The 24,262-nt window shown below is 41.5% G+C and carries 24 protein-coding genes and 1 pseudogene; 6 read left to right on the top strand and 19 right to left on the bottom strand.

From position 1 onward, the window contains the following. Positions 1-93: 93 nt before the first annotated feature. The 8 genes from SSV_RS04690 to SSV_RS04655 form a co-directional block, all read right to left on the bottom strand. Positions 94-1,050 (bottom strand): ABC transporter permease, encoded by a 957-nt coding sequence (locus SSV_RS04690; RefSeq protein WP_072073879.1) that lies wholly within the window; start codon positions 1,048-1,050, stop codon positions 94-96. A gap of 1 nt (position 1,051) precedes the next feature. After that, a complete protein-coding gene (locus tag SSV_RS04685) occupies positions 1,052-2,146 on the bottom strand; it encodes an ABC transporter permease (RefSeq protein ID WP_072073878.1) in 1,095 nt (364 codons plus the stop codon). Continuing rightward, the gene (locus tag SSV_RS04680; RefSeq protein ID WP_072073877.1) at positions 2,139-3,674 is read right to left on the bottom strand and encodes an ABC transporter ATP-binding protein; all 1,536 of its coding nucleotides are present in this window, start codon (positions 3,672-3,674) and stop codon (positions 2,139-2,141) included. The genes SSV_RS04685 and SSV_RS04680 overlap by 8 nt, the downstream gene beginning before the upstream one ends. Before the next feature lie 139 nt (positions 3,675-3,813). Then, a complete protein-coding gene (locus tag SSV_RS04675) occupies positions 3,814-4,869 on the bottom strand; it encodes a BMP family lipoprotein (protein ID WP_072073876.1) in 1,056 nt (351 codons plus the stop codon). A gap of 71 nt (positions 4,870-4,940) precedes the next feature. Continuing rightward, positions 4,941-5,330: a cytidine deaminase gene (locus SSV_RS04670; protein WP_002906685.1), complete on the bottom strand. Its 390-nt coding sequence runs from the start codon at positions 5,328-5,330 to the stop codon at positions 4,941-4,943. Then, complete coding sequence (gene deoC / locus SSV_RS04665) at positions 5,317-5,979, bottom strand: deoxyribose-phosphate aldolase (protein ID WP_072073875.1); 663 nt, start codon at positions 5,977-5,979, stop codon at positions 5,317-5,319. The genes SSV_RS04670 and deoC overlap by 14 nt, the downstream gene beginning before the upstream one ends. Positions 5,980-5,996: 17 nt before the next feature. Continuing rightward, entirely contained in the window at positions 5,997-7,274 is a 1,278-nt protein-coding gene (locus tag SSV_RS04660; RefSeq protein WP_072073874.1) for a pyrimidine-nucleoside phosphorylase, read from the bottom strand. Between the two features lies 1 nt (position 7,275). Next, positions 7,276-7,863, bottom strand: coding sequence for a class I SAM-dependent methyltransferase (locus SSV_RS04655; RefSeq protein WP_072073873.1), 588 nt, complete (start codon positions 7,861-7,863; stop codon positions 7,276-7,278). 94 nt (positions 7,864-7,957) lie between these two features. Between SSV_RS04655 and coaA the strand changes: the two genes are divergently transcribed. The 3 genes from coaA to SSV_RS04640 all read left to right on the top strand — a co-directional run bounded on the left by coaA (position 7,958) and on the right by SSV_RS04640 (position 9,764). Next, on the top strand, positions 7,958-8,878 hold the full coding sequence (coaA, locus tag SSV_RS04650; protein ID WP_072073872.1) for a type I pantothenate kinase: 921 nt from the start codon (positions 7,958-7,960) through the stop codon (positions 8,876-8,878). Positions 8,879-8,948: 70 nt separating this feature from the next. Then, a complete protein-coding gene (gene rpsT / locus SSV_RS04645) occupies positions 8,949-9,185 on the top strand; it encodes a 30S ribosomal protein S20 (protein WP_002895661.1) in 237 nt (78 codons plus the stop codon). Between the two features lie 57 nt (positions 9,186-9,242). Then, complete coding sequence (locus SSV_RS04640; protein WP_072073871.1) at positions 9,243-9,764, top strand: DNA topology modulation protein; 522 nt, start codon at positions 9,243-9,245, stop codon at positions 9,762-9,764. Between the two features lie 14 nt (positions 9,765-9,778). Here the strand turns inward: SSV_RS04640 and SSV_RS04635 are convergent, their stop codons facing one another. Beyond that, positions 9,779-10,354, bottom strand: a complete 576-nt coding sequence (locus SSV_RS04635) for a TetR/AcrR family transcriptional regulator (RefSeq protein ID WP_002895666.1) — start codon at positions 10,352-10,354, stop codon at positions 9,779-9,781. Positions 10,355-10,488: 134 nt separating this feature from the next. Here SSV_RS04635 and SSV_RS04630 point away from each other — a divergent pair, with 134 nt between their 5' ends. Together SSV_RS04630 and SSV_RS04625 are read left to right on the top strand one after the other, a co-directional pair. Beyond that, positions 10,489-11,331 carry a DegV family protein gene (locus tag SSV_RS04630; protein WP_072073870.1) on the top strand — a complete coding sequence of 281 codons (843 nt, stop codon included), beginning with the start codon at positions 10,489-10,491 and terminating at the stop codon, positions 11,329-11,331. Between the two features lie 104 nt (positions 11,332-11,435). Then, on the top strand, positions 11,436-12,209 hold the full coding sequence (locus SSV_RS04625; RefSeq protein WP_072073869.1) for an XRE family transcriptional regulator: 774 nt from the start codon (positions 11,436-11,438) through the stop codon (positions 12,207-12,209). 294 nt (positions 12,210-12,503) lie between these two features. Here the strand turns inward: SSV_RS04625 and SSV_RS12210 are convergent, their stop codons facing one another. From SSV_RS12210 to SSV_RS04565, 10 genes and pseudogenes are all read right to left on the bottom strand, one after another. Then, a complete protein-coding gene (locus SSV_RS12210; RefSeq protein WP_255297038.1) occupies positions 12,504-12,728 on the bottom strand; it encodes a hypothetical protein in 225 nt (74 codons plus the stop codon). 84 nt (positions 12,729-12,812) lie between these two features. Then, positions 12,813-13,313 (bottom strand): hypothetical protein, encoded by a 501-nt coding sequence (locus SSV_RS04615; protein ID WP_072074915.1) that lies wholly within the window; start codon positions 13,311-13,313, stop codon positions 12,813-12,815. A gap of 102 nt (positions 13,314-13,415) precedes the next feature. Continuing rightward, the gene (locus tag SSV_RS04610) at positions 13,416-13,709 is read right to left on the bottom strand and encodes an ABC transporter (RefSeq protein WP_072073868.1); all 294 of its coding nucleotides are present in this window, start codon (positions 13,707-13,709) and stop codon (positions 13,416-13,418) included. 128 nt (positions 13,710-13,837) lie between these two features. After that, the gene (locus SSV_RS04605; protein WP_072073867.1) at positions 13,838-14,215 is read right to left on the bottom strand and encodes a hypothetical protein; all 378 of its coding nucleotides are present in this window, start codon (positions 14,213-14,215) and stop codon (positions 13,838-13,840) included. A gap of 24 nt (positions 14,216-14,239) precedes the next feature. After that, a pseudogene (locus tag SSV_RS12205) lies at positions 14,240-16,251 on the bottom strand (EndoU domain-containing protein). Beyond that, the gene (locus SSV_RS04585) at positions 16,242-16,601 is read right to left on the bottom strand and encodes a cingulin (protein ID WP_072073866.1); all 360 of its coding nucleotides are present in this window, start codon (positions 16,599-16,601) and stop codon (positions 16,242-16,244) included. The pseudogene SSV_RS12205 and the gene SSV_RS04585 overlap by 10 nt, the downstream one beginning before the upstream one ends. Position 16,602: 1 nt before the next feature. Further along, positions 16,603-16,875: a TIGR04197 family type VII secretion effector gene (locus SSV_RS04580; RefSeq protein WP_176693624.1), complete on the bottom strand. Its 273-nt coding sequence runs from the start codon at positions 16,873-16,875 to the stop codon at positions 16,603-16,605. 127 nt (positions 16,876-17,002) lie between these two features. After that, on the bottom strand, positions 17,003-18,640 hold the full coding sequence (locus SSV_RS04575; RefSeq protein WP_072073864.1) for a hypothetical protein: 1,638 nt from the start codon (positions 18,638-18,640) through the stop codon (positions 17,003-17,005). After that, the gene (locus SSV_RS04570) at positions 18,630-19,373 is read right to left on the bottom strand and encodes an ABC transporter ATP-binding protein (protein ID WP_072073863.1); all 744 of its coding nucleotides are present in this window, start codon (positions 19,371-19,373) and stop codon (positions 18,630-18,632) included. The genes SSV_RS04575 and SSV_RS04570 overlap by 11 nt, the downstream gene beginning before the upstream one ends. Positions 19,374-19,526: 153 nt before the next feature. Next, on the bottom strand, positions 19,527-22,478 hold the full coding sequence (locus tag SSV_RS04565; RefSeq protein WP_072073862.1) for a CocE/NonD family hydrolase: 2,952 nt from the start codon (positions 22,476-22,478) through the stop codon (positions 19,527-19,529). 196 nt (positions 22,479-22,674) lie between these two features. Between SSV_RS04565 and SSV_RS04560 the strand changes: the two genes are divergently transcribed. Further along, complete coding sequence (locus SSV_RS04560; protein ID WP_072073861.1) at positions 22,675-24,123, top strand: alpha-amylase; 1,449 nt, start codon at positions 22,675-22,677, stop codon at positions 24,121-24,123. Positions 24,124-24,262: the final 139 nt, after the last annotated feature.

Below are 24,262 nucleotides of genomic sequence, written 5' to 3'. Positions count from 1 at the left end.
CTGTTTCAGACGAAGCAGGCTTTTTCTATTCCTATGATTGTATCTTCTTCCAATCACAAAACAACACCAGTTCCAAAGAACTGGTGTAAAGGTTTATTTAGACTTGATATAGTTGATACCATCCGCTTTCGGAGCAACAGCTTTACCGAAGAATGCCGCAAGGACTACAATCGTCAATACGTAAGGCGCAATCTGCAGATAAACCTTTGGAACGCTTGAAAGCAATGGCAACTGGTTCCCGATAACCGCCAAACTTTGGGAAGCTCCAAAGAAGAGACTAGCCAACATGGCACCAATAGGACTCCATTTACCAAAGATCATAGCCGCCAAGGCGATAAATCCAGGACCTACGATAGTTGTCACAGCAAAGTTTACTGAGATTGACTGAGCATAGATAGCTCCACCAATACCACCGAGCAGACCAGAGATCATGACACCGCAATAACGCATGAGGTAAACATTAATCCCCAAGGTATCTGCTGCCTGCGGATGCTCTCCGACTGAGCGAAGACGCAATCCAAACTTAGTCTTAAACATGATAAACCAAGCAAGGAAAGAGAAAGCAATGGCAAGATAACCAACCAAGCTTGTATGCTTGAAGAAAATGTCTCCCAAGACTGGAATATCAGATAGGACAGGGAAATTAAACTTCCCGAATGAACGCTGAATATTATCCGTTTGTCCCTTATTATAAATAGCTTTAACAAGGAAAATTGCCAAGGCTGGCGCCAGCAAGTTCAGCACTGTACCACTCACAACGTGGTCCGCACGGAAGGTAATGGTCGCAACAGCATGGATAAGAGAGAAGACAACTCCGACCAAACCAGCAGCAAACAATGAAAGCCATGGAGTCGCGCTACCCAAACTCTTCTCGAAAGTCAGGTTAAAGAGAACGCCTGTAAAAGCTCCCATAACCATGATTCCTTCCAAGCCAACATTAACAACACCAGCGTGCTCAGAGTAGGCTCCGCCAATACTTGTGAAAATCAAGGGAGCCGCATAAATCAACATAGATGATACTAATAAACCTAATACCGTTACAATATTCATCCTAGTTTCCCTCCTTCACTTTTTTAGCTTCCTGCCGACGATTTTTAAGGAAATCAAAGATCGTCATACCTGTCATACGCTCAATCAGATAGTGGGCACTGACAAAGAAGATAATAGAAGCTGTTACGATGTTTACAAGTTCTGTTGGAATCTGAGCCACGTTCATACCTGGAGCACCAACACTCAGAACTGCAAAGAGGAAGGCTGCAAAGAGGATTCCAATTGGAGAGTTGGCTGCCAAAAGACTTACCGCCATACCATTGAAACCAACACTCAAGGAACTTCCTTGAACAAAGACATTCTGATAAGTTCCAAGTCCTTCTACTACTCCTCCAAGTCCTGCAAGAGCACCTGAAATAATCATAGACACGATAATAGTACGCTTAGATGACATCCCTGCATATTCAGATGCATTTGGATTAAGCCCTACAGCACGAATTTCAAAACCAAGTGTTGTTTTCTTAAGCAAATACCAAATAACCACTACTGCAATCAAGGCAAAGAAGATACCGATATTCATCCGAGAGTTAGATGTAAGACTTCTCAACCACTCTGTTTGATAAATCGCATTGGCAGAAACACGCTTACTAGAGTCAATACTCTGCATCACAGATTTAGGGAAACTATGAATAACAGCATTTCCAACAAAGAGAACAATATAGTTCATCATAATGGTTACGATGACTTCACTCGTTCCCAAATAAGCACGCAGAATTCCTGGAATAGCGCCAATAACACCACCAGCTGCTGCCGCAATGACTACAGTAGCCAATAACATCAGCGGACGAGGTAAATTAGGGAAGGAAAGTGCAAACCAACCAGCCATAATCCAGCCAGCCAAGGCCTGCCCTGGAAGTCCGACATTAAAGAATCCAGCACGACTGGCTACAGCAAAGCCCAAACCGATGAGAATCAGAGGTCCCATTGCACGAGAAATTTCACCCAAACTTCTCAAAGAACCAAAAGCTGTTTTAAAAAGGGATTCATATCCCCAGAGGGCATCATAACCAAAGATGAGCATGACAACCGCTCCCAATAAAATCCCGAGAACAACTGATATTAAGGGAACTGCAATCTTTTGTGATTTCTTAGACATTTGATTCTCCCTTCTGGATCTTACCGCCGGCCATGAGAATACCAAGCTCTTGCTTATTGGTTTCCTCTGGATTTACAATCCCCTGAATCTTACCATCATGGATAACTGCGATTCTATCAGAAACATTGAGGATTTCATCTAGCTCAAAGCTGACAACGAGAACAGCCTTGCCTTGAGTCCGCGCTTCAATCAGGCGTTTATGGATGTATTCAATCGCCCCAACATCAAGTCCGCGAGTTGGCTGACTGACAATCAGAAGGTCTGGATCACGGTCCACTTCCCGAGCAATGATAGCTTTCTGCTGGTTTCCTCCTGAAAGAGCTGAAGCAGGTACATATTCGCTAGCCGCCCGAACATCAAATTCATCCATCAACTTGCGTGCGTAAGAATAAATGTTACCGTAATTCAGGATTCCATTTTTACTGAGCGGTTCTTTATAGTAAGTCTGTAAAGCAATATTTTCAGAAATGGACATTGCCAGGACTAAACCATCACGGTGGCGGTCTTCAGGAACGTGGCTGACTTTCATTTCAGTTATCTGCCGCGGCTGCTTACCAATAATAGACTGGTTCTTAATTGTAATCTCGCCAGAGCTAGCTTTTCTAAGTCCTGTAATAGCCTGAATCAGCTCGGTTTGACCATTGCCGTCAATCCCAGCAATACCAACAATCTCACCAGCACGGACATCAAGAGAAAGTCCCTTAACAGCTGGAACACCACGGTTTTCTTCAACAACAAGATCCTTGATTGACAAAACAGTTTCTTGAGGATTAGCAGGCTCTTTCGCAGTCTTGAAGGAAACAGCCCGTCCCACCATCATTTCAGCCAAATCTTGGTTCGTCGCACCAGCGATTTCAACTGTTTCAATAGATTTTCCGCGACGAATAACTGTTACGCGATCAGAAACTGCCCGAATCTCATCCAGCTTGTGAGTGATGAGAATGATAGATTTTCCTTCTTTGACGAGGTTCTTCATGATTTTCATCAATTCATCAATCTCAGCTGGAGTCAGAACGGCTGTTGGCTCATCAAAGATGAGAATGTCCGCCCCACGATAAAGAGTCTTGAGGATTTCAACCCGCTGCTGGGCACCGACAGAAATATCTTCAACCTTAGCAGATGGATCAACTGCCAAGCCGTATTTCTGAGAAAGTTCCTTGATTTCTTTAGTAGCACCTTTCAAGTCCAACACACCATTTTTTGTGATTTCACTTCCAAGGATGATATTTTCAGCAACAGTAAATGCTTCAACAAGCATAAAGTGCTGGTGCACCATCCCGATACCAAGTGAGGCCGCCTTTGATGGAGAGTCCAGCTTAACTGACTTTCCATTCACTACAATCTCACCGCTGGTCGGTTCAAGTAGGCCAGCCAGCATATTCATCAAGGTTGACTTTCCGGCACCATTTTCTCCCAAAAGAGCGTGAATTTCACCTTTTCTGAGTTCCAAATTGATTTTATCATTGGCTACAAATTCACCAAAAATTTTGGTGATTTCTCGCATTTCAATGACATTTTCATGTGTCATGGCTCTTTCCTTTCCAGAATTTCATTTTATTTCAATAAAACTTACTGGCACAGCCCGTGCTAATAAATTCTATTGATACAAAGGCGTCTCAAATTTTAAAAAGGAGCGACCCTCCACGGTCGGATCGCTCCTAAATTTTTTATTTGTCAGGAACAGTGATACTGCCGTCAAGGATTTTTGCTTTCGCTTCTTCAACAGCCTTTTTAGTATCTTCTGACAGGTTTGTAGTTGTCAAGTCAACTCCACCGTCTTTCAGACCGAAGGTTGTAGTTTTACCGCCTGGGAATTTACCTTTAGCAGTTTGGTTAGCGATGTCTTGGACAGTCTTACCAACTTGTTTCAAGCTTGATGCCAAAACAAAGTTAGACTCTTTACCATCCTTAGACTTGTATTTACCTTCTTCAGTTTGGTCACGGTCAACACCGAGTACCCAAACTTTTTCATCTTCATTTCTTGTTTCGTTGATTGACTTAGCTTCGTTAAATACTCCTGCACCAGTTCCACCAGCAACTTGGTAAACCACATCTGCACCTGCAGCATATTGAGCAGCAGCAATTGTCTTACCTTTAGCTGCATCACCGAATGAGCCAGCATAGTCTACTTGAATCTTGATAGATGGATCAACTGATTTCACACCAGCTTCGAAACCTTTTTCAAAACGTGTGATAACTGCGCCTTCTATACCACCTACGAAACCAACTTGTTTTGTCTTAGTAGTTTTTGCAGCAGCAACACCAGCAAGGTAAGCAGCTTCATTATCAGCAAAGACAGCTGAAGCAACATTCTTTTGTCCTTCGATAACATCATCGATAATAACATAATTGATTTCTGTGTTATCTTGGGCAGCAGATTCAACCGCATCACGAAGGGCAAATCCGATACCAAATACTAGCTTGTAACCATCTGTAGCGGCTTGGTTCAGGTTGTTTGCGTACTGAGACTCATCATTAGATTGGTAGTAAGTGTAACCATTGTCTTTTGAAAGACCGTTTTCTTTCCCCCAAGCTTGCATACCTTCCCAAGCTGACTGGTTAAATGATTTATCATCAACACCGCCAGTGTCAGTTACGATAGCAGCTTTCAAGTCAGTTTTCGCATCTGAAGAATCTGAGCGAGAAGCACGGTTTCCACATGCAGCAAGTCCGAATGCTGCGACAGTTACTAGACCAAGACCTAGCCATTGTTTTTTGTTCATTTCTGAACCTCCTAAATAAGATGTGCAACACAGTTGCAAGTTTGAGTTTGGTCAGATGACCGATAACAGACTTATGTTAAATCTGTAAAAGAATATGGAAGTAATTCCTTGACCGTCATCACGACCGTCGATTTATCTTTAGCGACCAAGGTCACTTTTAGATCCTCAGCAAAAAATTCTGCCATTACTTGGCGGCAGGCACCACAAGGTGATATGGGTTTTTCCGTCTCACCATAGACAATCAGCTCCTCGAAGTCTAAAGCTCCTTCTGAAACTGCCTTAAATATAGCTGTCCGCTCGCCGCAGTTGGTCAAACCAAAACTAGCATTTTCAACATTAACGCCGGTAAATACTCGTCCATCTTTAGCGACTAAAACCGCTCCGATAGGGAAATGAGAATAGGGAACATAAGCATTTTTGCTGGCTTGGACAGCCAAGTCAATCAACTCAGTAGTCGCCACTAGCTTCTTCTCCCTTCATAATCGCCACTCCGGCCGAAGTTCCGATACGAGTTGCACCTGCTTCAATAAAGGCCAGCGCATCTTCATAAGAACGAGCACCGCCAGAAGCCTTGACGCCCATGTCAGGACCAACTGTTTTTCTCATAAGGGCAACATCTTCGACTGTCGCACCGCCAGTTGAGAATCCTGTAGAGGTCTTAACAAAATCAGCTCCAGCTTTCTGAGCCAGTTGGCAGGCCTTAACCTTTTCCTCATCTGTCAGCAGGCAAGTTTCCAGAATCACCTTGACCAAGGTACCGTTAGCAGCTTCTACAACCGCACGGATGTCTCGCTCTACCAAATCATAATTTTTAGACTTCAGAGCGCCGACATTGATGACCATATCCACTTCGCCCGCACCCTTTTGGATTGCGTCCTTCGTTTCAAAAGCTTTCACATCGGAAGTGTTGGCTCCTAAAGGAAAACCAATTGGCACACAAACCTTGACATCTGAGCCTTTTAGCTGCTCCGCAGCAAACTCTATCCAGGTTGGATTGACACAGATACTGGCAAAATCATAAACTTTTGCTTCTTCGATTAACTTCAGAACCTGCTCTTTTGACGCTTCCGGTTTTAAAAGCGTATGGTCTATGTATTTGTTTAATTTCATGTTTGCTTCTCCTAGAATTAAGCAATAACCTCGATAATCTCGCTTACTGCAACGCTTTCATCACCTATTTTAACATTTTTTTGAAAATCTGTAACTAGTTCTTGAGAAATTTTTTCATTTGAATAAATTTTTGCGAAAACTTCTCCAATTTCGACCTTGTCTCCGACTTTCTTTTCGAAAACAATTCCAGTTTCATAATCCAAGTCGTCAGATTTGACCGCGCGTCCTGCTCCAAGTCTCATGGCAAAGAGTCCGAACTCCATAGCAGGCAGTTCAGTGATATAGCCTGCCTGTTCTGCTTTCACATCTATAATATGAGCTGCACTTGATGGACGATAGAGGTCTTCCAAGTCACCACCTTGATCAGCAATCATAGCTTCAAATTTCTTCAAAGCAGCGCCATTAGTCAACTGTTCTCTCACTTCTTCTGCTGTTTTCTCAACATCTGCAAGTCCGAGCATAATCTGAGCCAACTCACAAATGAAAGTTGTGATGTCTTCACGACCCCTGCCCTGCAAGATATCCAAAGCTTCTAAGATTTCCAGACGATTGCCAATGCTGGTTCCCAAAGGCTGACTCATATCTGTCAGAACAGCTACTGTTTTTCTTCCGACCGCCTTGCCCAAATCTACCATAGTACGTGCTAGTACACGAGCGTCATCAATATTTTTCATAAAGGCGCCTTCACCGACCGTCACATCCAGAAGGATACTGTCTGCACCAGCAGCAATTTTCTTACTCATGACAGAGCTCGCTATCAGCGGAATGGTATCAACAGTTGCTGTTACATCTCGCAAGGCATAGAGTAACTTATCCGCTAGCACCAACTGATCAGACTGACCGATAACGGACAAGCCGATTTCCTGCACCTGCTTGATAAAGTCTTCCTGACTACGCTCTACCTGAAATCCTTTAATGGATTCCAATTTATCAATGGTTCCTCCAGTATGGCCCAGCCCGCGGCCGCTCATTTTAGCAACGGGCACACCGAAACTAGCCACCAAAGGAACCAAGACCAAAGTTACTTTATCACCAACACCGCCAGTAGAATGTTTATCTACTTTTATTCCCGCGATTTCTGACAAGTCAAACTGTTCACCGGTTCCAACCATTGTCATGGTTAAATCAGAAATTTCCCGAGTCGTCATGCCTTTAAAATAGACAGCCATAGCAAAGGCTGCCATCTGATAGTCTGGCACAGTCCCGTCCACATAACCCTCAATCAGCCACTGGATTTCCTGACTGGTCAGCTCAAGACCATCTCTTTTCTTTTGGATAATATCTACAGCACGCATCCTATTTTTCGCTCCTTAGTATATAGTAGCCTTTGTCCTTCTTAACAATCTCACAATTACCGAAGACAGCTTCCATCTTCGACTTGGCACTGGGCGCTCCTTGCTTCTTCTGAATCACAAGGGTCAAATCACCGCCTTCTGTCAAATGCTCATAGCTTCCGCTGATAACCTCATGTACAACTTGCTTACCAGCACGAATAGGCGGATTACTGATAATATGGTCGAAAATACCGTTGACCTTTTCATAAACATTTGACTGGAAGATCTCAGCTGAAATCTGGTTTCTCTCAGCATTCTTCTGAGCCAAGTCCAAGGCCCGCTGGTTGATATCTACCATGGTTGCAGCCACTCCGTACGCTTTGGCTAAGGTCAAACCTAATGGGCCATAACCACAGCCAACATCCAGCACCCGTTCTCCAGCTTCAAAGTCCAAGACAGACAAAAGAACCCGACTGCCATAATCAATCATCTTTTTACTGAAGACACCAGCATCTGTCAAAAAAGTCAGCTGCTGTCCTAACAGTTCTACATTTAATTCATGAATATCATGTTTGGCATCAGGATTTTCTGCAAAATACATTTTAGTCATACAACCATTTTATCATAATTTTCCTAGATTTGTAAATCGTTTTCATTTCTCCAAAAAGTATGTTATACTAAAGTCCATCATACAGGAGTAACTTATGACTAACGAATTTCTTCACTTTGAAAAAATCAGCCGCCATACTTGGCAAAATCTGCACCGCAAAACAACTCCTCCTCTGACCCAGGCCGAGCTTAATTCTATCAAGAGTTTCAATGACAAAATTAGCCTGCAAGACGTAACGGACATTTATTTACCCTTGACCAATCTCATTCAGATTTATAAACGTTCTAAGGAAGACTTGGCTTTTTCCAAGGGGATTTTTCTACAAAAAGAGAGCCGGAAACAGCCCTTTATCATCGGCGTTTCTGGCAGTGTGGCCGTTGGGAAATCTACCACCAGCCGTTTGCTGCAGATTCTGCTTTCTCGGACTTTTTCAAATGCGACAGTCGAGCTGGTTACCACAGACGGCTTCTTATTTCCTAATCAAATTTTAGAAGCTAATGGTATTTTAAACCGCAAGGGTTTCCCAGAAAGCTATAATATGGAGCTGCTTCTTTCCTTTCTGGACAGCATAAAAAACGGTCAAGATTTCCAAATCCCCGTCTACTCGCATGAGACTTATGATATCGTCCCTCAGGAAATGCAGGAGGTAAAGGCTGCAGACTTTGTTATTGTTGAAGGGATCAATGTTTTCCAAAATCCTCAGAACGAGCGCCTCTATATGACAGACTTTTTTGACTTTTCTATCTATGTCGATGCAGAAGTCGAAAATATTGAAAACTGGTATCTGGATCGCTTTAAAAAAATGCTGACGCTGGCTGAAAACGACCCAAAAAACTACTACCACCGCTTCACCACTCAATCAGAAGAGGAAGTGGTAGCTTTCGCCCATAATGTCTGGAAAACCATTAATCTTGTCAACCTGCTAGACTACATTGAGCCAACCCGCAATCGGGCAGAAATTATTCTGCACAAAGCTGGAAATCATGAAATTGATGAAATTTACTTAAAAAAATAAAAAAGCTTGTCAAATCCTAACTTTTCATATATAATTAGATAGTTAGTATTTTCAATGGAGGTGAAACAACTTGGCAAACATTAAATCAGCTATCAAACGCGCTGAATTGAACGTGAAACATAACGAAAAAAACTCAGCTCAAAAGTCAGCTATGCGTACTGCAATCAAAGCATTTGAAGCAAACCCATCTGAAGAACTTTTCCGTGCTGCTAGCTCAGCTATCGATAAAGCAGAAACAAAAGGTTTGATCCACAAAAACAAAGCAAGCCGCGATAAAGCACGCCTTTCAGCTAAACTTGCTAAATAATGCATACAAAGGGAGCTCTCAGGAGCTTTTTTTGTTTCTCACACAAAGGAGGTAGGGATGAAAATAGCAATTATTGGTTATTCCGGGTCTGGCAAATCCACTCTAGCAGCACAACTGTCCAACCACTACTCCATTCCCAAACTTCACATGGATACATTGCAGTTCCAACCTGGCTGGAAGGATAGCGACCGTGATTGGATGAGTAAACAGATAGATAATTTTTTGTCAAAAAATACCGACTGGATTATTGATGGCAACTACTCTTGGTGTTTTTATGAACGTCGGATGGCAGAAGCCGACCAAATCATCTTTCTGAACTTCTCTCGCTGGAACTGCCTCTATCGAGCTTTCAAACGCTATCTAAAATACCGCAATCGGACCAGAGAAAGCATGGCTCCCGGCTGCCCCGAAAAGTTTGACTGGGAGTTTATCTGCTGGGTTCTTTGGAAAGGACGACGTCAGACAGCACTGGCAAGATATAAGAAAATCCGACAAACTTTTCCTCAGAAATTCTACGAATTAAGAAATCAAAAAGAACTAACCAACTTCTTACAGAACCTAAAAACAAGCGAGCCCTAATGACTCACTTGTTTTTATTTGATTTTCTTTTTCTGTGGGAAAAGAGGTAGGCCTAAAGAAGCTATTTTTTCAGCTGGAACCTTCATGCCGTCCTTAATCCACTTGGAAAGAACGGAAACAACTGCCGAACTCCAGAAGGAATTCATGTAAGAGTTAGTCGTTTTCTTAGCATTGCGATTGCGCTTTTCCAAAAAGTCAAATACGGCCTGAGTCAGCAGCTTTTCAAAATTATAGTCAATGGCTAGACTGATAACCCGAGCCTCTTTCTTAGCTTCCTTAAAAAGAAAAAGCCAAATCTGGTACATCTCAGTTTTAAAGTTAAACTCTTCCAATTTATCCGTAATACCTTGAACAGTGTTTTTAAAAATCTCTTCTAGAATCTGCTCTTTAGAGCTATAATTGCGGTAAAATGCAGCTCGGGAAACCCCTGCTCGCTCAACCAGCTCTGAAATTGTGATCTTTTTGAGTTCTTTCTTCTCCAACAGCTGCATGAGAGAGATTTCCAGAGACTCTCTCGTAATTTGATTGGATTCCTGATTGTATTTCTTTAAATTCGCGAGTGATTTTTCCGATATTTTCTTTTCCGACATAACAATTTCTTCCCTCTTGTATCAGCTGACAGTTTCCGCTTTTTAGTAAGCATTCTTCATGTTATAATTTTAAAAAAAGACAGGTTTTTTGTCAATTTTTTTATTGTACATACTTGGCAAAAAAGGAGAAAAATATGACTTGGAAAATTATAGCTGACTCTGGCTGTGACTTTCGTGAAATGGAAAACTTGGCTAAAGATACCCAGTTTGAAAGTGTTCCCTTAACCATTCAAGTGGAAAATGAGATTTTTGTAGATGATAAGCAGCTTGATATTGACCTGATGATGGAAAAGATGTATGCTTCTTCTGCTGCTTCAAAGTCTGCCTGCCCTAGTCCAGATGACTATCTCAAAAGCTTTGAGGGAGCAGACAAGATTTTTGTTGTAACCATCACCGGCACTCTATCTGGTAGTAATAATAGTGCACAGGTTGCTAAGAAAATCTTTTTGGAAGAACATCCTGATGCCCAGATTCATGTCATTGATAGTCTTTCTGCTGGCGGAGAAGTGGACTTGCTTGTGACTAAACTCAATGAACTCATCCAGCAAGATTTCAGCTTTGATGAAGTTGTTGAAGTCATTAGTCGCTATCAGGAGAAAACCAAGCTTCTCTTCGTTCTGGCAAAGGTAGATAACTTGGTCAAAAACGGCCGACTTAGCAAACTTCTGGGAACCGTTGTCGGCTTGCTCAATATCCGTATGGTCGGAGAAGCTAGCCAGACCGGCACGCTAGAGCTTCTGCAAAAGGCACGCGGTCCAAAAAAGGCCCTTGCTTCTGCAATCGAAGAGCTACTTAAAGCCGGTTACAAGGGCGGCCGACTCATCATCGCTCACCGTAATAACGAGAAGTTCTGCCAGCAATTTAGCCAACTAGTACAAGAAATGTATCCCCAGGCTCAAATCGAAATGGTGCCGACTTCAGGTCTCTGCAGCTTCTACGCTGAGGAAGGCGGAATCTTAATGGGCTATGAAATTTAATACATTATCTAAAAAAGTAGAGGATTAGGCTAAGATAATTGACCTAATCCTTTACTTTTTCGATTTAATTCGCTATAATTGAAATAAGTAAAGGAGTTGATATTATGGCCAGAGGAAGAGGTGCCGCAAGCCCCCAAGACAAGGAAGCAAGTCTTCTCATTTCTAAAAAGCTCAAAGAACTTCTCAAGGAAACAGGTAAGAAGCAAGTCGAGCTATCTCGTGAAACAGGCATTCCTGCTAGTACACTCACTGGCTATATCAAAGGAACATCTCTGCCTATCGCAGCCAATCTAGAGAAAATTGCAAGATTTTTTGATGTAGAGGTTGAAGAAATCGATCCTCGTTACCGACTAATTACTGACATCCCTCAACAATTTCCCGATTTAAATCGTATTTATCAACAACTTGACCAAGACAGACAGGAGAAAGGATTAAAGTTACTGGAAGCTAGCCTGACTGAACAAGAAACACAAGCCAGCTTAAAGGACGACTACTTCCCCTACTTAGTCTATGAAAATTACTATCTCTCTCAGCATAAGCCTGAACAAGCTGATTTTGTCTGGTTGGACAGAGAAATTGACTACGATATTGCCCTTTGGGTACGAACTGATTCGTTAGAGCCCAAGTATCCGAGAGATTCCGTAGCGCTAATCAAGCAGACACATTTCGAGCTTGCCGGCGCTATCTATGCTATTGACTATGACGGTCAAACCATTATCAAAAGGGTCTTCAACGATCCATCCGGTATCCGTCTGATTTCCCTTAATAAAAAATACAGTGATAAGTTTATCCCGCATGAGGAAGAACCTAAACTAATCGGTCGAGTTATGGCGACTTTCATGCCACTGGATGTAGAAAAAATAAAGAAAAACAAATAACAGCTCTGTACATTTGCAGAGCTGTTATTTTGATGATTGTCAGTCAAAAAAATTTTTATTAAGTTATGAATGATAGCATTGTAAATTACTTAGAATTTTTTGATTTGTCATGCGGAAATTTATAGAACAAATTCCCGCTCTTCAGCAGGAAAAATATATTTTACAAAAAGTTCACTTCTAACCTATCAAGTTTACATGTAACATATTGACCGACTAGATAGGAATAATCTGCTAACCACTCACTTGAGATAGGAAATCCAACATCAATTGTTTCTGAGTCAATAATTTTTCCTGTTATTCATAAGAGTAATTTTCAATATGAGCGATATCATATCTTTCATTAGAAACTAATTGTAATTTAAAATCTCCGAACATATAGAACGTTAATTCTGTATCATATTCTTCTCCTTCTTTAAGATTATACAGGGCCATAGATATCATCGCTTTAAGTTTTTTATTACCAATTTGAATAATAATATCATCTGTATCATCAAGTGAGATTATTTTTATTTTGGCCATTTGTTCTTTCCACCTAAATCAAGCTTCACAATCAAATCGTTTAATTATCTATAAGTAAGTAATACTTTTTACAAAGAAAAATATTCAGTATAGTTTAAAACTATCTTTTAAATCTGCGTATTCTTTATCTGTTAAATCCAACAGTAAAAAACTCACTAGTATTCCATCTTGAGAAAAACCTAATTTTACTCGACCATTCGTTAGATAAGATGTTTCTTCCACATCAATTAACCGAATCTTCAAAATTTCTCTTGATAAGAATACATCAAAGGACTGATTTATATCATGCAGGCCATTTGTGAATGAAATATCACTTTGGAAAACAGGACAACCTTGTTTATCAGCTATTTCCTTTACTACTATTTGATCAACTAAACTTGCACTTGAAATTTGGACTAAAATAATATTCATTAATTGGTGAGACTCTATATCAATGCCTATTTCGAGTAAACTATTTTCCTTTACTAAACGAAAATAATTCTTTTCTGCATAAGAAGGAATTCCTGAAACCTCAATCGTAAGAGGAATATAGTAATCGACTTCAACATTATAAGTAGCATTAATTAATTGACTTAATTTTAACATATTAGATCCCTTTGGATTTAAATCTATATTATTTATTAAATCATTATTTTTATAGGTTTTAGTTTTAATTTTTTTAAGAATATTCACCATTAAATTATTTTGTTACCGTTCCAGCAAATAATCAGCAATTGTTTTCGTTGAATCTGATATGACTTCATTAACTGTTTTTCTTGCTTCAAAGTCGTTATGCCAATAGTGAATATCTGATAAACCACCGCGTGGTGGAAAAAGTTCTTGATAAAGAGTAAATTTTTCCCTTGTACTTAGCTCGTCATTAGTATTCAATGATTTTTTTAAATACTTTAAATCCTCCACTTGCGGATGAATGTTTTTAATTTTATATTGGTCAATTATTGATAACAAATTATCAATTGCTTTTAAAACTGTTTCTAACATACTAATATTTTCCTGTCCTAGAGGTATATTCAAAATGCTTTTGTTCAAAGTTAAGACCGTGTTTCTCAACAAATCTACGAGACGAAAAGGGCAAGGAAAGCATCCTACCCTAAATTCTTTATACTAGATCAATCTTCTAAGATCACTGGAAAAATATCCTCCCCTCTGTGCATTTTTTCTTCCATCTCTTTCCACTCAATAACTAATTTATATAGTTCATCAGTTGAAATAAAGCAAGGTTCCCCAAGACTTTCATCATCCATTTGATAATACACTTCTGTTTCTTCTTTGCCTATATCAATATTAAGCATATTACCGCCAAAGTCTGATTCTTCTTTTTGACCAGTAACAACCGCCTCTAATTCTTTATAAATGTGAGGGTAAAAAGTATTAACCTCAATGATAAAAAACTCGCCTAAAGTTTGATAGTTTTCATCCAAGAATTTTATCGATAATCTAATATCACCGTCAGGATATTTAAATATTCCATATTGTCTTTTTAACATTTGTTACGTCCTATATCTTTCTATTTATTTACTGCTAGGAAAAGCTGAAATAATCTTTTTCTCAGAGTCTAAATACATCGTAATTTTCATTCCATTCTTACTTATACCTTCATAAATGTTTCTTGAGTTAGTGTCAAATACCCTTGCTTCATATGCCTCATTAATGGCATCTACAACCTCCTGAGGGCTCATATGGTCAGGGAAGAAAGTTGAGTTCCCTCCATTAGCTTTCTTAAGAATTCCATTTACTTCAACTTTCGCTTCATAAACCCCAGCATCATTTAAGGCGGGTCCTTTCGTACCTTCGATAATATTTCCAGAAGTCCCTTCTACCATATCATAATGATAGCCACCTGCTTGTCCTCTCCTATTTAAATCACCTTCAAAGATATGGATTTTAGACTTCTCTGTAAAGTTCTCTGTGTGCTTAAGATTCGCTAAATCATCCATACTGTAGGTTTTAATCTCAACCACCGGCTGACTCCCCATACTCGGAATTTTCCCTTTAATCCAATCTTTTCCTTTGCCAAAAGCTTCGGGGATTGTTGTATATGGTTTATTGTAATACTGGTTATAGCCCACATAAGCAGAATACAAGGCAGCACCCCAGCTAAGTGTTTCAGTGATAGGATGGATGCGATTATACCATTCAGCTGTTTGGATTTCTTCGGCTGTTGCTGGCCCAAGTGTAATCGGATTGATCCCTTCTTCAAGGATGTAATGATTGAACTTTGCCATGTAATTTGGGTCGCGCCAGCTAAGTAATTTCTGACTGTCCATTAGGAAGTAACGATCAATTGCGTAACTGCGATTAGCCCTCTCAGTTTCTGACATGAATAGACCGCTATATGGATTTACATGAGCCTGGGAAATGGCATTTTTGAGCTCAGGAAATTCTTTTTCTATCTCCTCTTGGCTCATACCATCTATTTTTTTCTTGAAAGCTGGATCAACCTTAGCTAATTCTGTGGGGCTCAAGCCTCGATGATCACTTTTTACTTGGTCATATCTCGCCATAATCAACTGAAGAGCGTCTTGACTCATAGTAGCAATAGATGCATCACCACGCCCCGTTGTTAAAAAACGTTCATAGGCATGAATCTTGTCACCATACTTTTCCTCAAGCTCAGCTCGGGTCATATTGAAAACATCCAGGAGATTCTCCCCTTTTTCTGTCTTAAGATCTTTATTAAAGTTTGAAATTATTTTCTTCCATTCCGAACGCGGCTTCCCCTTCAGCTTCTCCTTGAGCTTTCCTCGGTAATAGATTTCAGCAGCACCGGATAACTTCATATCTTTGACAGCCTTGTCTATAGCCTGTTCTTGTGGTGTCCGATAATCACTCTTTGAAACAGTCTGAATCTCTTGAGCCTTCATCTTAGTAGACCAGCTCATATCTATGCCATCAGTAGAGTAATTACCCTCACTGTCTACCAATACCTGACTAAGCTGCGTCGCTCCTTGAATAGCTAAGCCCAAAACCTGCAGACTATCCGCAAAATACTGGGATACCTGAGCCACAAACCATTCCAGTTTGTCAATTTTTTCCTCAATTTCGCGAATGCCGATATTTAGCTGGTTTTCCACCTCAGTCAGAGAAATCGTCTTGGAGAAATTATCAGCTAATTTCCCTGTAAATCCGTCGCTAATTCGGCGAGATAGAGACTGATACTCCGCTAACTGAACTTTGGTTTTCTCCAACATCTCTTGTTTTATTTTCAGCTGTTCTTTCAATAAATCCAAGTCTAACTCGCCGTATTTGGCCACCTCGGTATCGGCACTTTTATAAGAGGAAAGCTCCCCCTGAATATCATCAATAGCCTCTTGCAGCTTCTTGATGGCGGGGATGATCACTTCGGTAAATAAGCCTTTCCCCGCTGTGTAAGCCGCTCCCTGCAACTCACCCGAATCCAAAGAGGAATCAGATGGTCGCAGCCACTAGATAGACGATCTGTCACCTGATTAGCCACCTGCAGGTTGCTGGTCATCGCTTGGATAAGCTGGGCTGAATCCGTCGCACTATATTTTACTCCCATGGCAGACTATTCCTTTCTTTGGTCAGTTTTTCTCGCTCTTCTTCCATAGTCTTTCTTGCTTGATGAGTGAGCTTTCCCAGTTCATCCATCTGAACATCCACATAGTTCTTAACCTCTTGGTTAAGATACTGAGTTTCTGCTAAATCTCGACTGAGGGCAGCAGTATTTTGCGGATGCTCATAAAGTAGATGTTCCATTCGGGTCGTCAAATAGTGGAAATCCGTCGCAAAATTCGCCAGAGAAATCTCGTATTGACGTTTCATCGTCATAAATTCGTCTTCTTTTTGGTCGACTTTGAGAATTTTTTCGTAAAGTGCCTGACGTTCTTTTTCGCTTTTATCTGCCTTCATCTCAACTCTCCCAGCGCTTGGCTTCCTCAATATCTCGTTTCTCAATTTTTGCAGCAATTTCTGGAAATTTATTGGCCTGAGTCAGAACAGCTGAGCTGAAGTCACTGACAGCCTGCAGCATTTGATTGCAGGCCTGACGGCCAGCTTCCATTCCAGCAATTCCTGTTGTATAGGAAAATTCGACTTGTTGATTTTGTGTATTGCTAGTATCAACTCCAACGAGCTCACTGATAGCAGAGCCAGCTGAAATGACGCTTGATTTAATTTGTCCCATCATTGCTTCTCCTTTTGAAATTGTATTCAAGAAAACATAAAATATACCCTTTCATTATAACATATCCCTCAAAATAATAGACTCAAAAAGAAAAAATCAGAAAGTCTTTCGACTTCCTGATGCTCTTTTAATAAAATACCGCTAATTCTTCATTCAGCTTTTTCATGTAGTGTCTGTGGATTAGATAAGATAGTATAGCTAAACCAGCTAAAACTAGAGCCACTATCATATAAATTACCAGAGGCGCAAGAACATTGGATATAAAGAAGAGAAGAGTAATGACAATCATCATTCCTAAAATCAGAGCGATGGCTAGGAGAGTTTTCACCATACTATTATCTCGGCTCATCAATTCTGTGACATTGGACCAATTAGTCACAAGATGCTTATAGTCTCGGTAGTAACCCCAAGAACTCCACATTAGACTAATCAAGGCCCAAACAATCACCATGCCCAAGAAAGTCACTGGATGCATACCGGAAACAAGGTTGGTTATCAAAAGCAAGGTCAGAGGCAGGATAGACTGGACGGCAAAGAGCTGCCAAAACTTCAGACGAATATATTGCTTCAAATCAAAGGGGAGAACCTTGAGATAATCAAAATTTTCCCTTTCCAGAGAAATCCCAATAGCCGTAAGGTTGCTGCCGCCTGAGTTTAGAGTTGCAATCAAAACAGCCAGAGCCATCATTGGCAAGAGGAAACGCGGTCCCAGATAAGGAGTCAAAGAAAGGCCGCCTTGTACCATCCCCATCCCCATACTGAAAATGACAATGTAAGGGAGAAAGGCCGACATAAAGATGGCCTGCATAATGACAGAACCCTCGCTCAAGAGCCTGATATTGTAGCGCCAGACAAACTTTTTGAGATTTTTTGCTTCCGCAATATTGATGTCATGCACGCGCTCCCGCTTTCCTACTGAGGAGCCCGTCATAAGAGCTGCCTCATAAAACTCTGGAATCACCTTGGTCTTTACGATGAAAAATAGAAGAACCGCAACTGCCACCCATCCCAAAAATGCCAGTAAGGAAGCTACATGAAAAGGATTAAGAATAAAATCATAAAAGGCTTGAACTGGCGGGAAGAAAGCTTTAACCTCTGTACGATTTATAACGCTTCTGTTGTTCATTTGATTAATCATAAAATAGAGGAAAAAGGAGCCGACGGAAACAAGAGCTAGAATGACATTGGACAGGATGGTCTTGTACTTCCTGAAAAATGCTGTCTTGGTAATGAAATGGACGGCAATCAAAATCAGAAAGGTGATAACCGAACTTAAAATCAGAATAGCAAGCAGAGCCAAGGGCAGCCCTAAGAAAGGATTACCACCTTGAAAAGCCAAAACCAAGAAATAACTGAACATAGGCAGAATCGCAATCAACAAGGTCAGGATAACCGAAATGCTTTTGCCGACGATGATTTCTGCTTCGCTAAAAGCATAAGGACGGTAAGATTGCAAGTCCTTGCTTTCATAAAATACATTGTAAAAAACCAGAAAGCCCTGAGACATAGAAAAGAGAGCAAAAGCAGAAACCAAATTGGCAAAGAGACCTGGATTGCCAACCAGTTGGTTCAGGGAGCCCATCAAACCGAAAAGAAAGAGATAGACCAGTCCTAAGATCAGATACATGCGGATAGCCTTCAGAGATACATTGACCTTGCGCTCAGGATTCTTAGCTTGCATCTTGCGGTACTGCTGCAGCTGAGACGGCTGAATGGCGTAGAGGATGTTGATATCAACGAGTTTTTTTATAGCTTTAATGCGCATCAGGACTCACCTCTTCTCTACGGCCTGCCAGACTAAGATAAATGGTTTCAAGAGACTGTTCTGGATGTTGGCCTTTTAGTTCTTCAATCGTTCCGTAGAAAATCAATTTCCCTTTTTTGAGAATGGCCACCTTATCACAGAGCTGCTCTGCCACTTCCAAGACATGGGTTGAAAAGAGAACTGTATTTCCTTTATCCGCATGCTCCCGCATCATCTGCTTGAGGTCAAAGGCTGCCTGCGGATCAAGACCAGTCAGCGGCTCATCCAGTACCCAAATATCCGGGTCAGACAAAAGCGCCGCTATAACGAAGACCTTTTGCCTCATCCCATGAGAAAATGAATCAATGACCTCATACCGATGAGAGCCAAAGTCGAAAATATGGAGCAGATTTCCCAGTCGCTCTTCGACTTCAGCATTTGTCATATCGTAAGAAGTCGCTACCAGTTCCCAGAACTCATTGGCAGTTAGGCGCAGAAAGAGATCTGGTGAATCAGCTACATAGCCGATTTTTTTCTTGACTTCCAAGCGATTAGCAGACAATTCTTTCCCATCTACAAAAATCTGTCCACTACTAGGATTGATGACGCTGACCAATGACTTAATGGTAGTAGATTTTCCGGCGCCATTGTGACCAATCAGACCGACGATTTCTCCGCTCTGCAAGGTCAGATTCAGCTGATTGAGAGCTACCGTTCCTTCATAAACTTTAGTGACATCTTTAAATTCAATCATAAGAAAGCTCCTTTACCGATTTCTATACGGATTAGTATACTCTTTTTGCAGCTTTTTGTCTCGTCTCTGCCTAAGGTCGGATATAAGATAAAGCTAAAAGCAGCTGAACTTCATCTAACTATGAAATTCTAACTGCTTTTTTAAACAGAATCACTAAGGTTGTTTGTGTTTCTTTGCTAAACTAGATAAACCTAGTGTGCTGACCAGTAGAGCCAGGCCAAGATGCAGGATTCCCTTATCTGAATTGCTACCAGTTTCAGGTAAGGCAGCTGGAGCTTGCTGCTTGCTTATTTTCTGAACTTTTCCTACTGCCCGATCATAATGTTCTGCATAGTGAACCACCAGCTGAACTGACGGAACTTCTCCGCCTTCCTCGCTATCTAAGATATACTCAGGAACTTCTAAAATTGCTGGTGCGACTAATTTTGCACCAATAATCTCTGGTAGAGCTGCATAAGCTGTATCAAGAGTATTCGGTATATAGTTTGCCTTTTGCAGTCGACTAGCTTCCAAAGTAGGTATTAGGGCACTGATGGAGTCCGTCTTGAAAGTCACTTCATATTGACGATCAATCGTGAGGTCGCTTGGGTCGTACGTGTTGAAAACCAGAGCCAGCTTATGGCCTTTTTTCACCGTATAGAGATTAGGCTGCAAATAGACTGTATAGTCGTGGAACTGGCCAATCTGAGGCTCAATACTATTTTGCGAGCTAGACGGTGCATAGCCCGATTCTGGATTAGCCAGATTGACCCATCCTTTGGCAATGACTTTGTATTTAGTTTTGACAGTCGCAAAATTTTTGATATCCATATTGCTGAGATTGCTGCCCATCCAGAAGCCATCTTTCTGACTTTCATCACTGGCAGCGCCACTTCCAACCACATCAAACTCTTGGTCAGATACATCCACTAGGAGAGCATTGACCTGCAGATTACTGCCGCCACCCTTTGCCAGAGCCGCCTTGAAATGGACTGGGATATGTCCTTTAATAGTCATATCCTCTTTGACATCTGTCATAAAGGTCAAATTAGCTTTAGAAGAAGCTTTGCTAACCGCTTCATCACGCTTGCTGGTATCAATTCCCGCTCCTGCGTAGTCACTGGAAATCGTTTCTTCTAAGCGCTTAGACTGAGCTGTCAGAATCAAGCGATTACTGCTTTTCCAGTTATCATAACTGGTCCATTTATTTGGATCATAGTTATTTTGCGCCAAAACAGCAGGAAGTTTGCTGACATCATTTTTTACATCATAGAGGTAATGAGAGAACCAAGTATTGAGTAAGTCATAAAAATCTTGCTTGTTAGCTGTAATACCAAAGCCTCTAGATACGGCAGCTGGATTGATATGATTCCCTTGGTGAAGATAAAGTTTCACATCTTGACCGGCTTTTTTTAGCGCATCATACATGAGCTCAAAGTGCTTGGTTTTGACATTGTCATCATTCAAACCATGAACTAGCAAGGCACTGGTTTTTATCTTTTCTGGATGAAGTGTATAATCCCGCTCCTGCCAAACAGGACTGTAGTTGCGGCCGTGCTCATTCTGGTCCTTATTTAACTGATTAATGTAGTCAGCATACTTGTTACTAATAGCAGCCCAATCTTTTTGATCCAGCAACCGTGTAGCGACATAGAGAGAAAGCCAAGATAAATCACTGTAGGGCGGATTGGTGTAAGCCGACCCCTGACTATTGAAATAATCATACCAGCTGGCAATTCCAGCAGCTGGAACAATGGTTTTCAAGCCTTCAACACCAGTCGTGGCCACACCGAAAGTTGTCGTACCAGCCCAGGACAGACCAGTCATACCGACCCTTCCATTAGCCCAGTCGGCCTTGATTTCGATATTATTAGTCCTGTCTGTGTAGGCCGTTCGTTTACCATTGACCCATTCGACAATATTTTTAAATGCTTCAATTTCTAAATCAGAGCCAGTTGTATTAAAACCCTCAGAACCTTTTGTTCCTAGACCAGCGCTAGAAACAAAAGCATAGCCTCGGACGAGGAAATAATCATACCAGTTCAAGTTTTCATAGTCATAGATCCCTTCATAAGGACTGTAGTAATACCAATCCGATGACATTGCTCTTTTTGCCGCATCAATACTGCTCATACTAGAAACTGGCTTGCGCTTAGCTGGCTGATTGCGCAGGCTCTTCATGTCATAAGAACCGTTTGTCGGTAGATTGAGACTTTCTAGCGTCACATGGTCTTCGTCTAAAGTTCCAGCGACATAGGGACGAGCTTCCAAGATTGTCGCAGCCTTATAATCACCCTTGGCAGCTGCTTTAGGAAGCTGCACAATAGCCTTGACTAAATCTCGCTTACCGTCACCATCCGTGTCGTGGTCAGTCTCTACATAGACAGGGAAACGAACAATCTCACTGCCTTCATAAGTATACTCCTCATATCTGTCTTCACCACTACTATATGGAAAAATTGGCTGTGAACGTCCATTCAAAAAGAGAGGCTCTTTCTTTTCAGAGCGATAAGCATCATGCAGTTGCTTGGCAACCGAATACATAGACTGCAGATTGGCTCTCTGGACATTGGCTGTCAAATCAGCCTCTTTTTCAATCATCCCCAAGCTCTTTGCTAGATTTGCTCTGTCCTCGGCACTGCTACCCAACTGAGAATCACTGACTGCTGCCCACTTGAGGAGCTCATCCACAGCCTCTTGCAGGGTTATTTCCTTATCTGCTAGGGAAGGGTTTGAAAGGCCGCCAGTATAGGCAGACAAATCTTGACCTTTCACAGCAGTTGAGCTAGCGGAAGGTACTGAGCTGACATCTTTAGCCAGAGCCAGAAGCTTTTGCTCCTGCGCTGGGCTGAGGCTAGGTGCTGCTTCATCAGGCACAAGAGGCGCCTTGTCTAGCTTTTCCGAAATCTGTTCTTCTGAAGAAGTCTGACTTGTAGTTTCTACTGCCGTTGACTCTTGATTCTGGGAGCCAGTTTCAGAAGCCTTTGCAACTGTTTCTGTCTTGAGATTGTCCGTGCGCTCGCTACTAGCTTGAGTCGCCTCATCCGCCTGAACAGCTTGTGCCAATACCAAAGGTGCAAGCAGCAAAGTCGGCAGGAGTAATGTAACTAGTCTTTTCTTTCTCATAAAGACACCTTTCCTTAGATAAAATCTTTTATAATAAGCCCATTATACTATGTAAGCGCTTTTATTTCAATCTATTCTATCTTTTATCTATGGAAATGTCAAAATATCTATAGAAGCAGAAAGACGCAAACGTTTGCATATTTCTGCTTCTTTTGGTACAATAAGGCCTATCAGTAGGAATGAGAGGAATCACAGTATGGAAAATCAAACTTTAATGCAGTATTTTGAATGGTATCTGCCGGATGACGGTCAGCATTGGAATCGCTTGGCGGAAGACGCACCTAACTTAGCAGCGAAAGGAATTCGCAAGGTCTGGATGCCGCCCGCTTTCAAGGGAACCAGCTCTAATGACGTCGGCTATGGTGTTTATGACCTTTTTGATTTGGGAGAATTCGACCAAAAAGGTACTGTACGCACCAAGTATGGATTGAAGGAAGAATACCTCCGAGCAATCGAGGCGCTTGGACAGAACGGCATCGAAGCTATTGCTGATGTTGTCCTCAATCACAAGGCAGCAGCTGACTATAAAGAGCGCTTTACCGTTGTTGAAGTTGATCCTAACGACCGAAACGTAGAAATCTCAAAACCCTTTGAAATAGAAGCTTGGATGCATTTTGCTTTCCCAGGCCGCAATAAAACCTATAATGACTTCGAATGGCACTGGTACCACTTCACCGGCACTGACTATGATGCCAAAAACAACAAGTCAGGCATTTTTCTCATCCAAGGGGACAATAAAGGTTGGGCAGATGATGAGCTAGTGGACAATGAGAATGGCAACTACGACTATCTGATGTATGCGGATATTGATTTCAAGCATCCCGAAGTCATCCAAAATCTCTACGACTGGGCTCATTGGTTCATTGAAAGCACTGGTGTACATGGATTTCGATTAGATGCTGTCAAGCACATTGATTCTTTCTTTATGAAGAATTTCATCCGTGATATTACTGAGAAATACGGCGATGATTTCTATGTCTTTGGGGAATTTTGGAATGGTGATGAGACAGCCAATAACGATTATCTAGAAAGTATTGACTACCGCTTTGACCTAGTCGATGTCAAGCTCCATCAGAATTTATTTGATGCCAGCAAATCTGGAGCAGACTATGACTTGCGCACTATTTTTGATCAGACACTTGCAAAAAATCATCCTGAATCGGCTGTAACCTTTGTGGACAACCATGATACTCAGAGAGGTCAGGCTCTGGAATCTACTGTCGAAGAATGGTTCAAGCCAGCAGCCTATGCTCTTATACTTCTAAGAGAAGCTGGATTGCCCTGCGTTTTTTATGGAGACTACTATGGCATTAGCGGAGAATTTGCTCAAGAGAGCTTTCAAGAGCTACTGGATAAACTCCTAGACATCCGCCTCAATCTAGCCTATGGTGAGCAGACCGACTACTTTGACGATGCAAACTGTATCGGCTGGACCCGCCAAGGCAAGGACGGAGGTCAGCCAATCGCTGTCATTATCAGTAATGACCAAGCAACCAGCAAATCTATGTTTGTCGGTCCAGAATGGGCTGGCAGAGAATTCAGCGACTATCTAGGCAACAACGCTCAAATCATAACTATTGACGACCAAGGCTGGGGAGAATTTCCTGTGGAGGAAAAATCAGTTAGTGTCTGGAGTGTTAGGTAATCAATTTTCTTACATATAGCAAACTAAAAACCGATTCACAGTACACTGACGAATCGGTTTTTAAGTTTCTCTCCTTTGAAATAGCTGAGGAAGAGCTCCTGTTTTATATAGAACTGACGTTACATAGAAATCCCAGCCA

The sequence above is a fragment of the Streptococcus sanguinis genome (assembly GCF_001078705.1).
Taxonomy (GTDB): Bacteria; Bacillota; Bacilli; order Lactobacillales; family Streptococcaceae; genus Streptococcus; species Streptococcus sanguinis_D.
This window is presented reverse-complemented; position numbering and strand designations above follow the sequence as displayed.

Coding starts and splice junctions, on each gene's coding strand:
- SSV_RS04630 (WP_072073870.1), top strand. CDS start 10,489: ATGACTTGGAAAATTATAGCTGACTCTGGCTGTGACTTTCGTGAAATG.
- SSV_RS04565 (WP_072073862.1), bottom strand. CDS start 22,478: ATGAGAAAGAAAAGACTAGTTACATTACTCCTGCCGACTTTGCTGCTT.
- SSV_RS04580 (WP_176693624.1), bottom strand. CDS start 16,875: ATGGGACAAATTAAATCAAGCGTCATTTCAGCTGGCTCTGCTATCAGT.
- SSV_RS04570 (WP_072073863.1), bottom strand. CDS start 19,373: ATGATTGAATTTAAAGATGTCACTAAAGTTTATGAAGGAACGGTAGCT.
- SSV_RS12210 (WP_255297038.1), bottom strand. CDS start 12,728: ATGGCCAAAATAAAAATAATCTCACTTGATGATACAGATGATATTATT.
- SSV_RS04690 (WP_072073879.1), bottom strand. CDS start 1,050: ATGAATATTGTAACGGTATTAGGTTTATTAGTATCATCTATGTTGATT.
- SSV_RS04685 (WP_072073878.1), bottom strand. CDS start 2,146: ATGTCTAAGAAATCACAAAAGATTGCAGTTCCCTTAATATCAGTTGTT.
- coaA (WP_072073872.1), top strand. CDS start 7,958: ATGACTAACGAATTTCTTCACTTTGAAAAAATCAGCCGCCATACTTGG.
- SSV_RS04680 (WP_072073877.1), bottom strand. CDS start 3,674: ATGACACATGAAAATGTCATTGAAATGCGAGAAATCACCAAAATTTTT.
- deoC (WP_072073875.1), bottom strand. CDS start 5,979: ATGAAATTAAACAAATACATAGACCATACGCTTTTAAAACCGGAAGCG.
- SSV_RS04615 (WP_072074915.1), bottom strand. CDS start 13,313: ATGTTAAAATTAAGTCAATTAATTAATGCTACTTATAATGTTGAAGTC.
- SSV_RS04585 (WP_072073866.1), bottom strand. CDS start 16,601: ATGAAGGCAGATAAAAGCGAAAAAGAACGTCAGGCACTTTACGAAAAA.
- SSV_RS04675 (WP_072073876.1), bottom strand. CDS start 4,869: ATGAACAAAAAACAATGGCTAGGTCTTGGTCTAGTAACTGTCGCAGCA.
- SSV_RS04605 (WP_072073867.1), bottom strand. CDS start 14,215: ATGTTAAAAAGACAATATGGAATATTTAAATATCCTGACGGTGATATT.
- SSV_RS04660 (WP_072073874.1), bottom strand. CDS start 7,274: ATGCGTGCTGTAGATATTATCCAAAAGAAAAGAGATGGTCTTGAGCTG.
- SSV_RS04560 (WP_072073861.1), top strand. CDS start 22,675: ATGGAAAATCAAACTTTAATGCAGTATTTTGAATGGTATCTGCCGGAT.
- SSV_RS04610 (WP_072073868.1), bottom strand. CDS start 13,709: ATGTTAGAAACAGTTTTAAAAGCAATTGATAATTTGTTATCAATAATT.
- SSV_RS04635 (WP_002895666.1), bottom strand. CDS start 10,354: ATGTCGGAAAAGAAAATATCGGAAAAATCACTCGCGAATTTAAAGAAA.
- SSV_RS04655 (WP_072073873.1), bottom strand. CDS start 7,863: ATGACTAAAATGTATTTTGCAGAAAATCCTGATGCCAAACATGATATT.
- SSV_RS04625 (WP_072073869.1), top strand. CDS start 11,436: ATGGCCAGAGGAAGAGGTGCCGCAAGCCCCCAAGACAAGGAAGCAAGT.
- SSV_RS04640 (WP_072073871.1), top strand. CDS start 9,243: ATGAAAATAGCAATTATTGGTTATTCCGGGTCTGGCAAATCCACTCTA.
- SSV_RS04575 (WP_072073864.1), bottom strand. CDS start 18,640: ATGCGCATTAAAGCTATAAAAAAACTCGTTGATATCAACATCCTCTAC.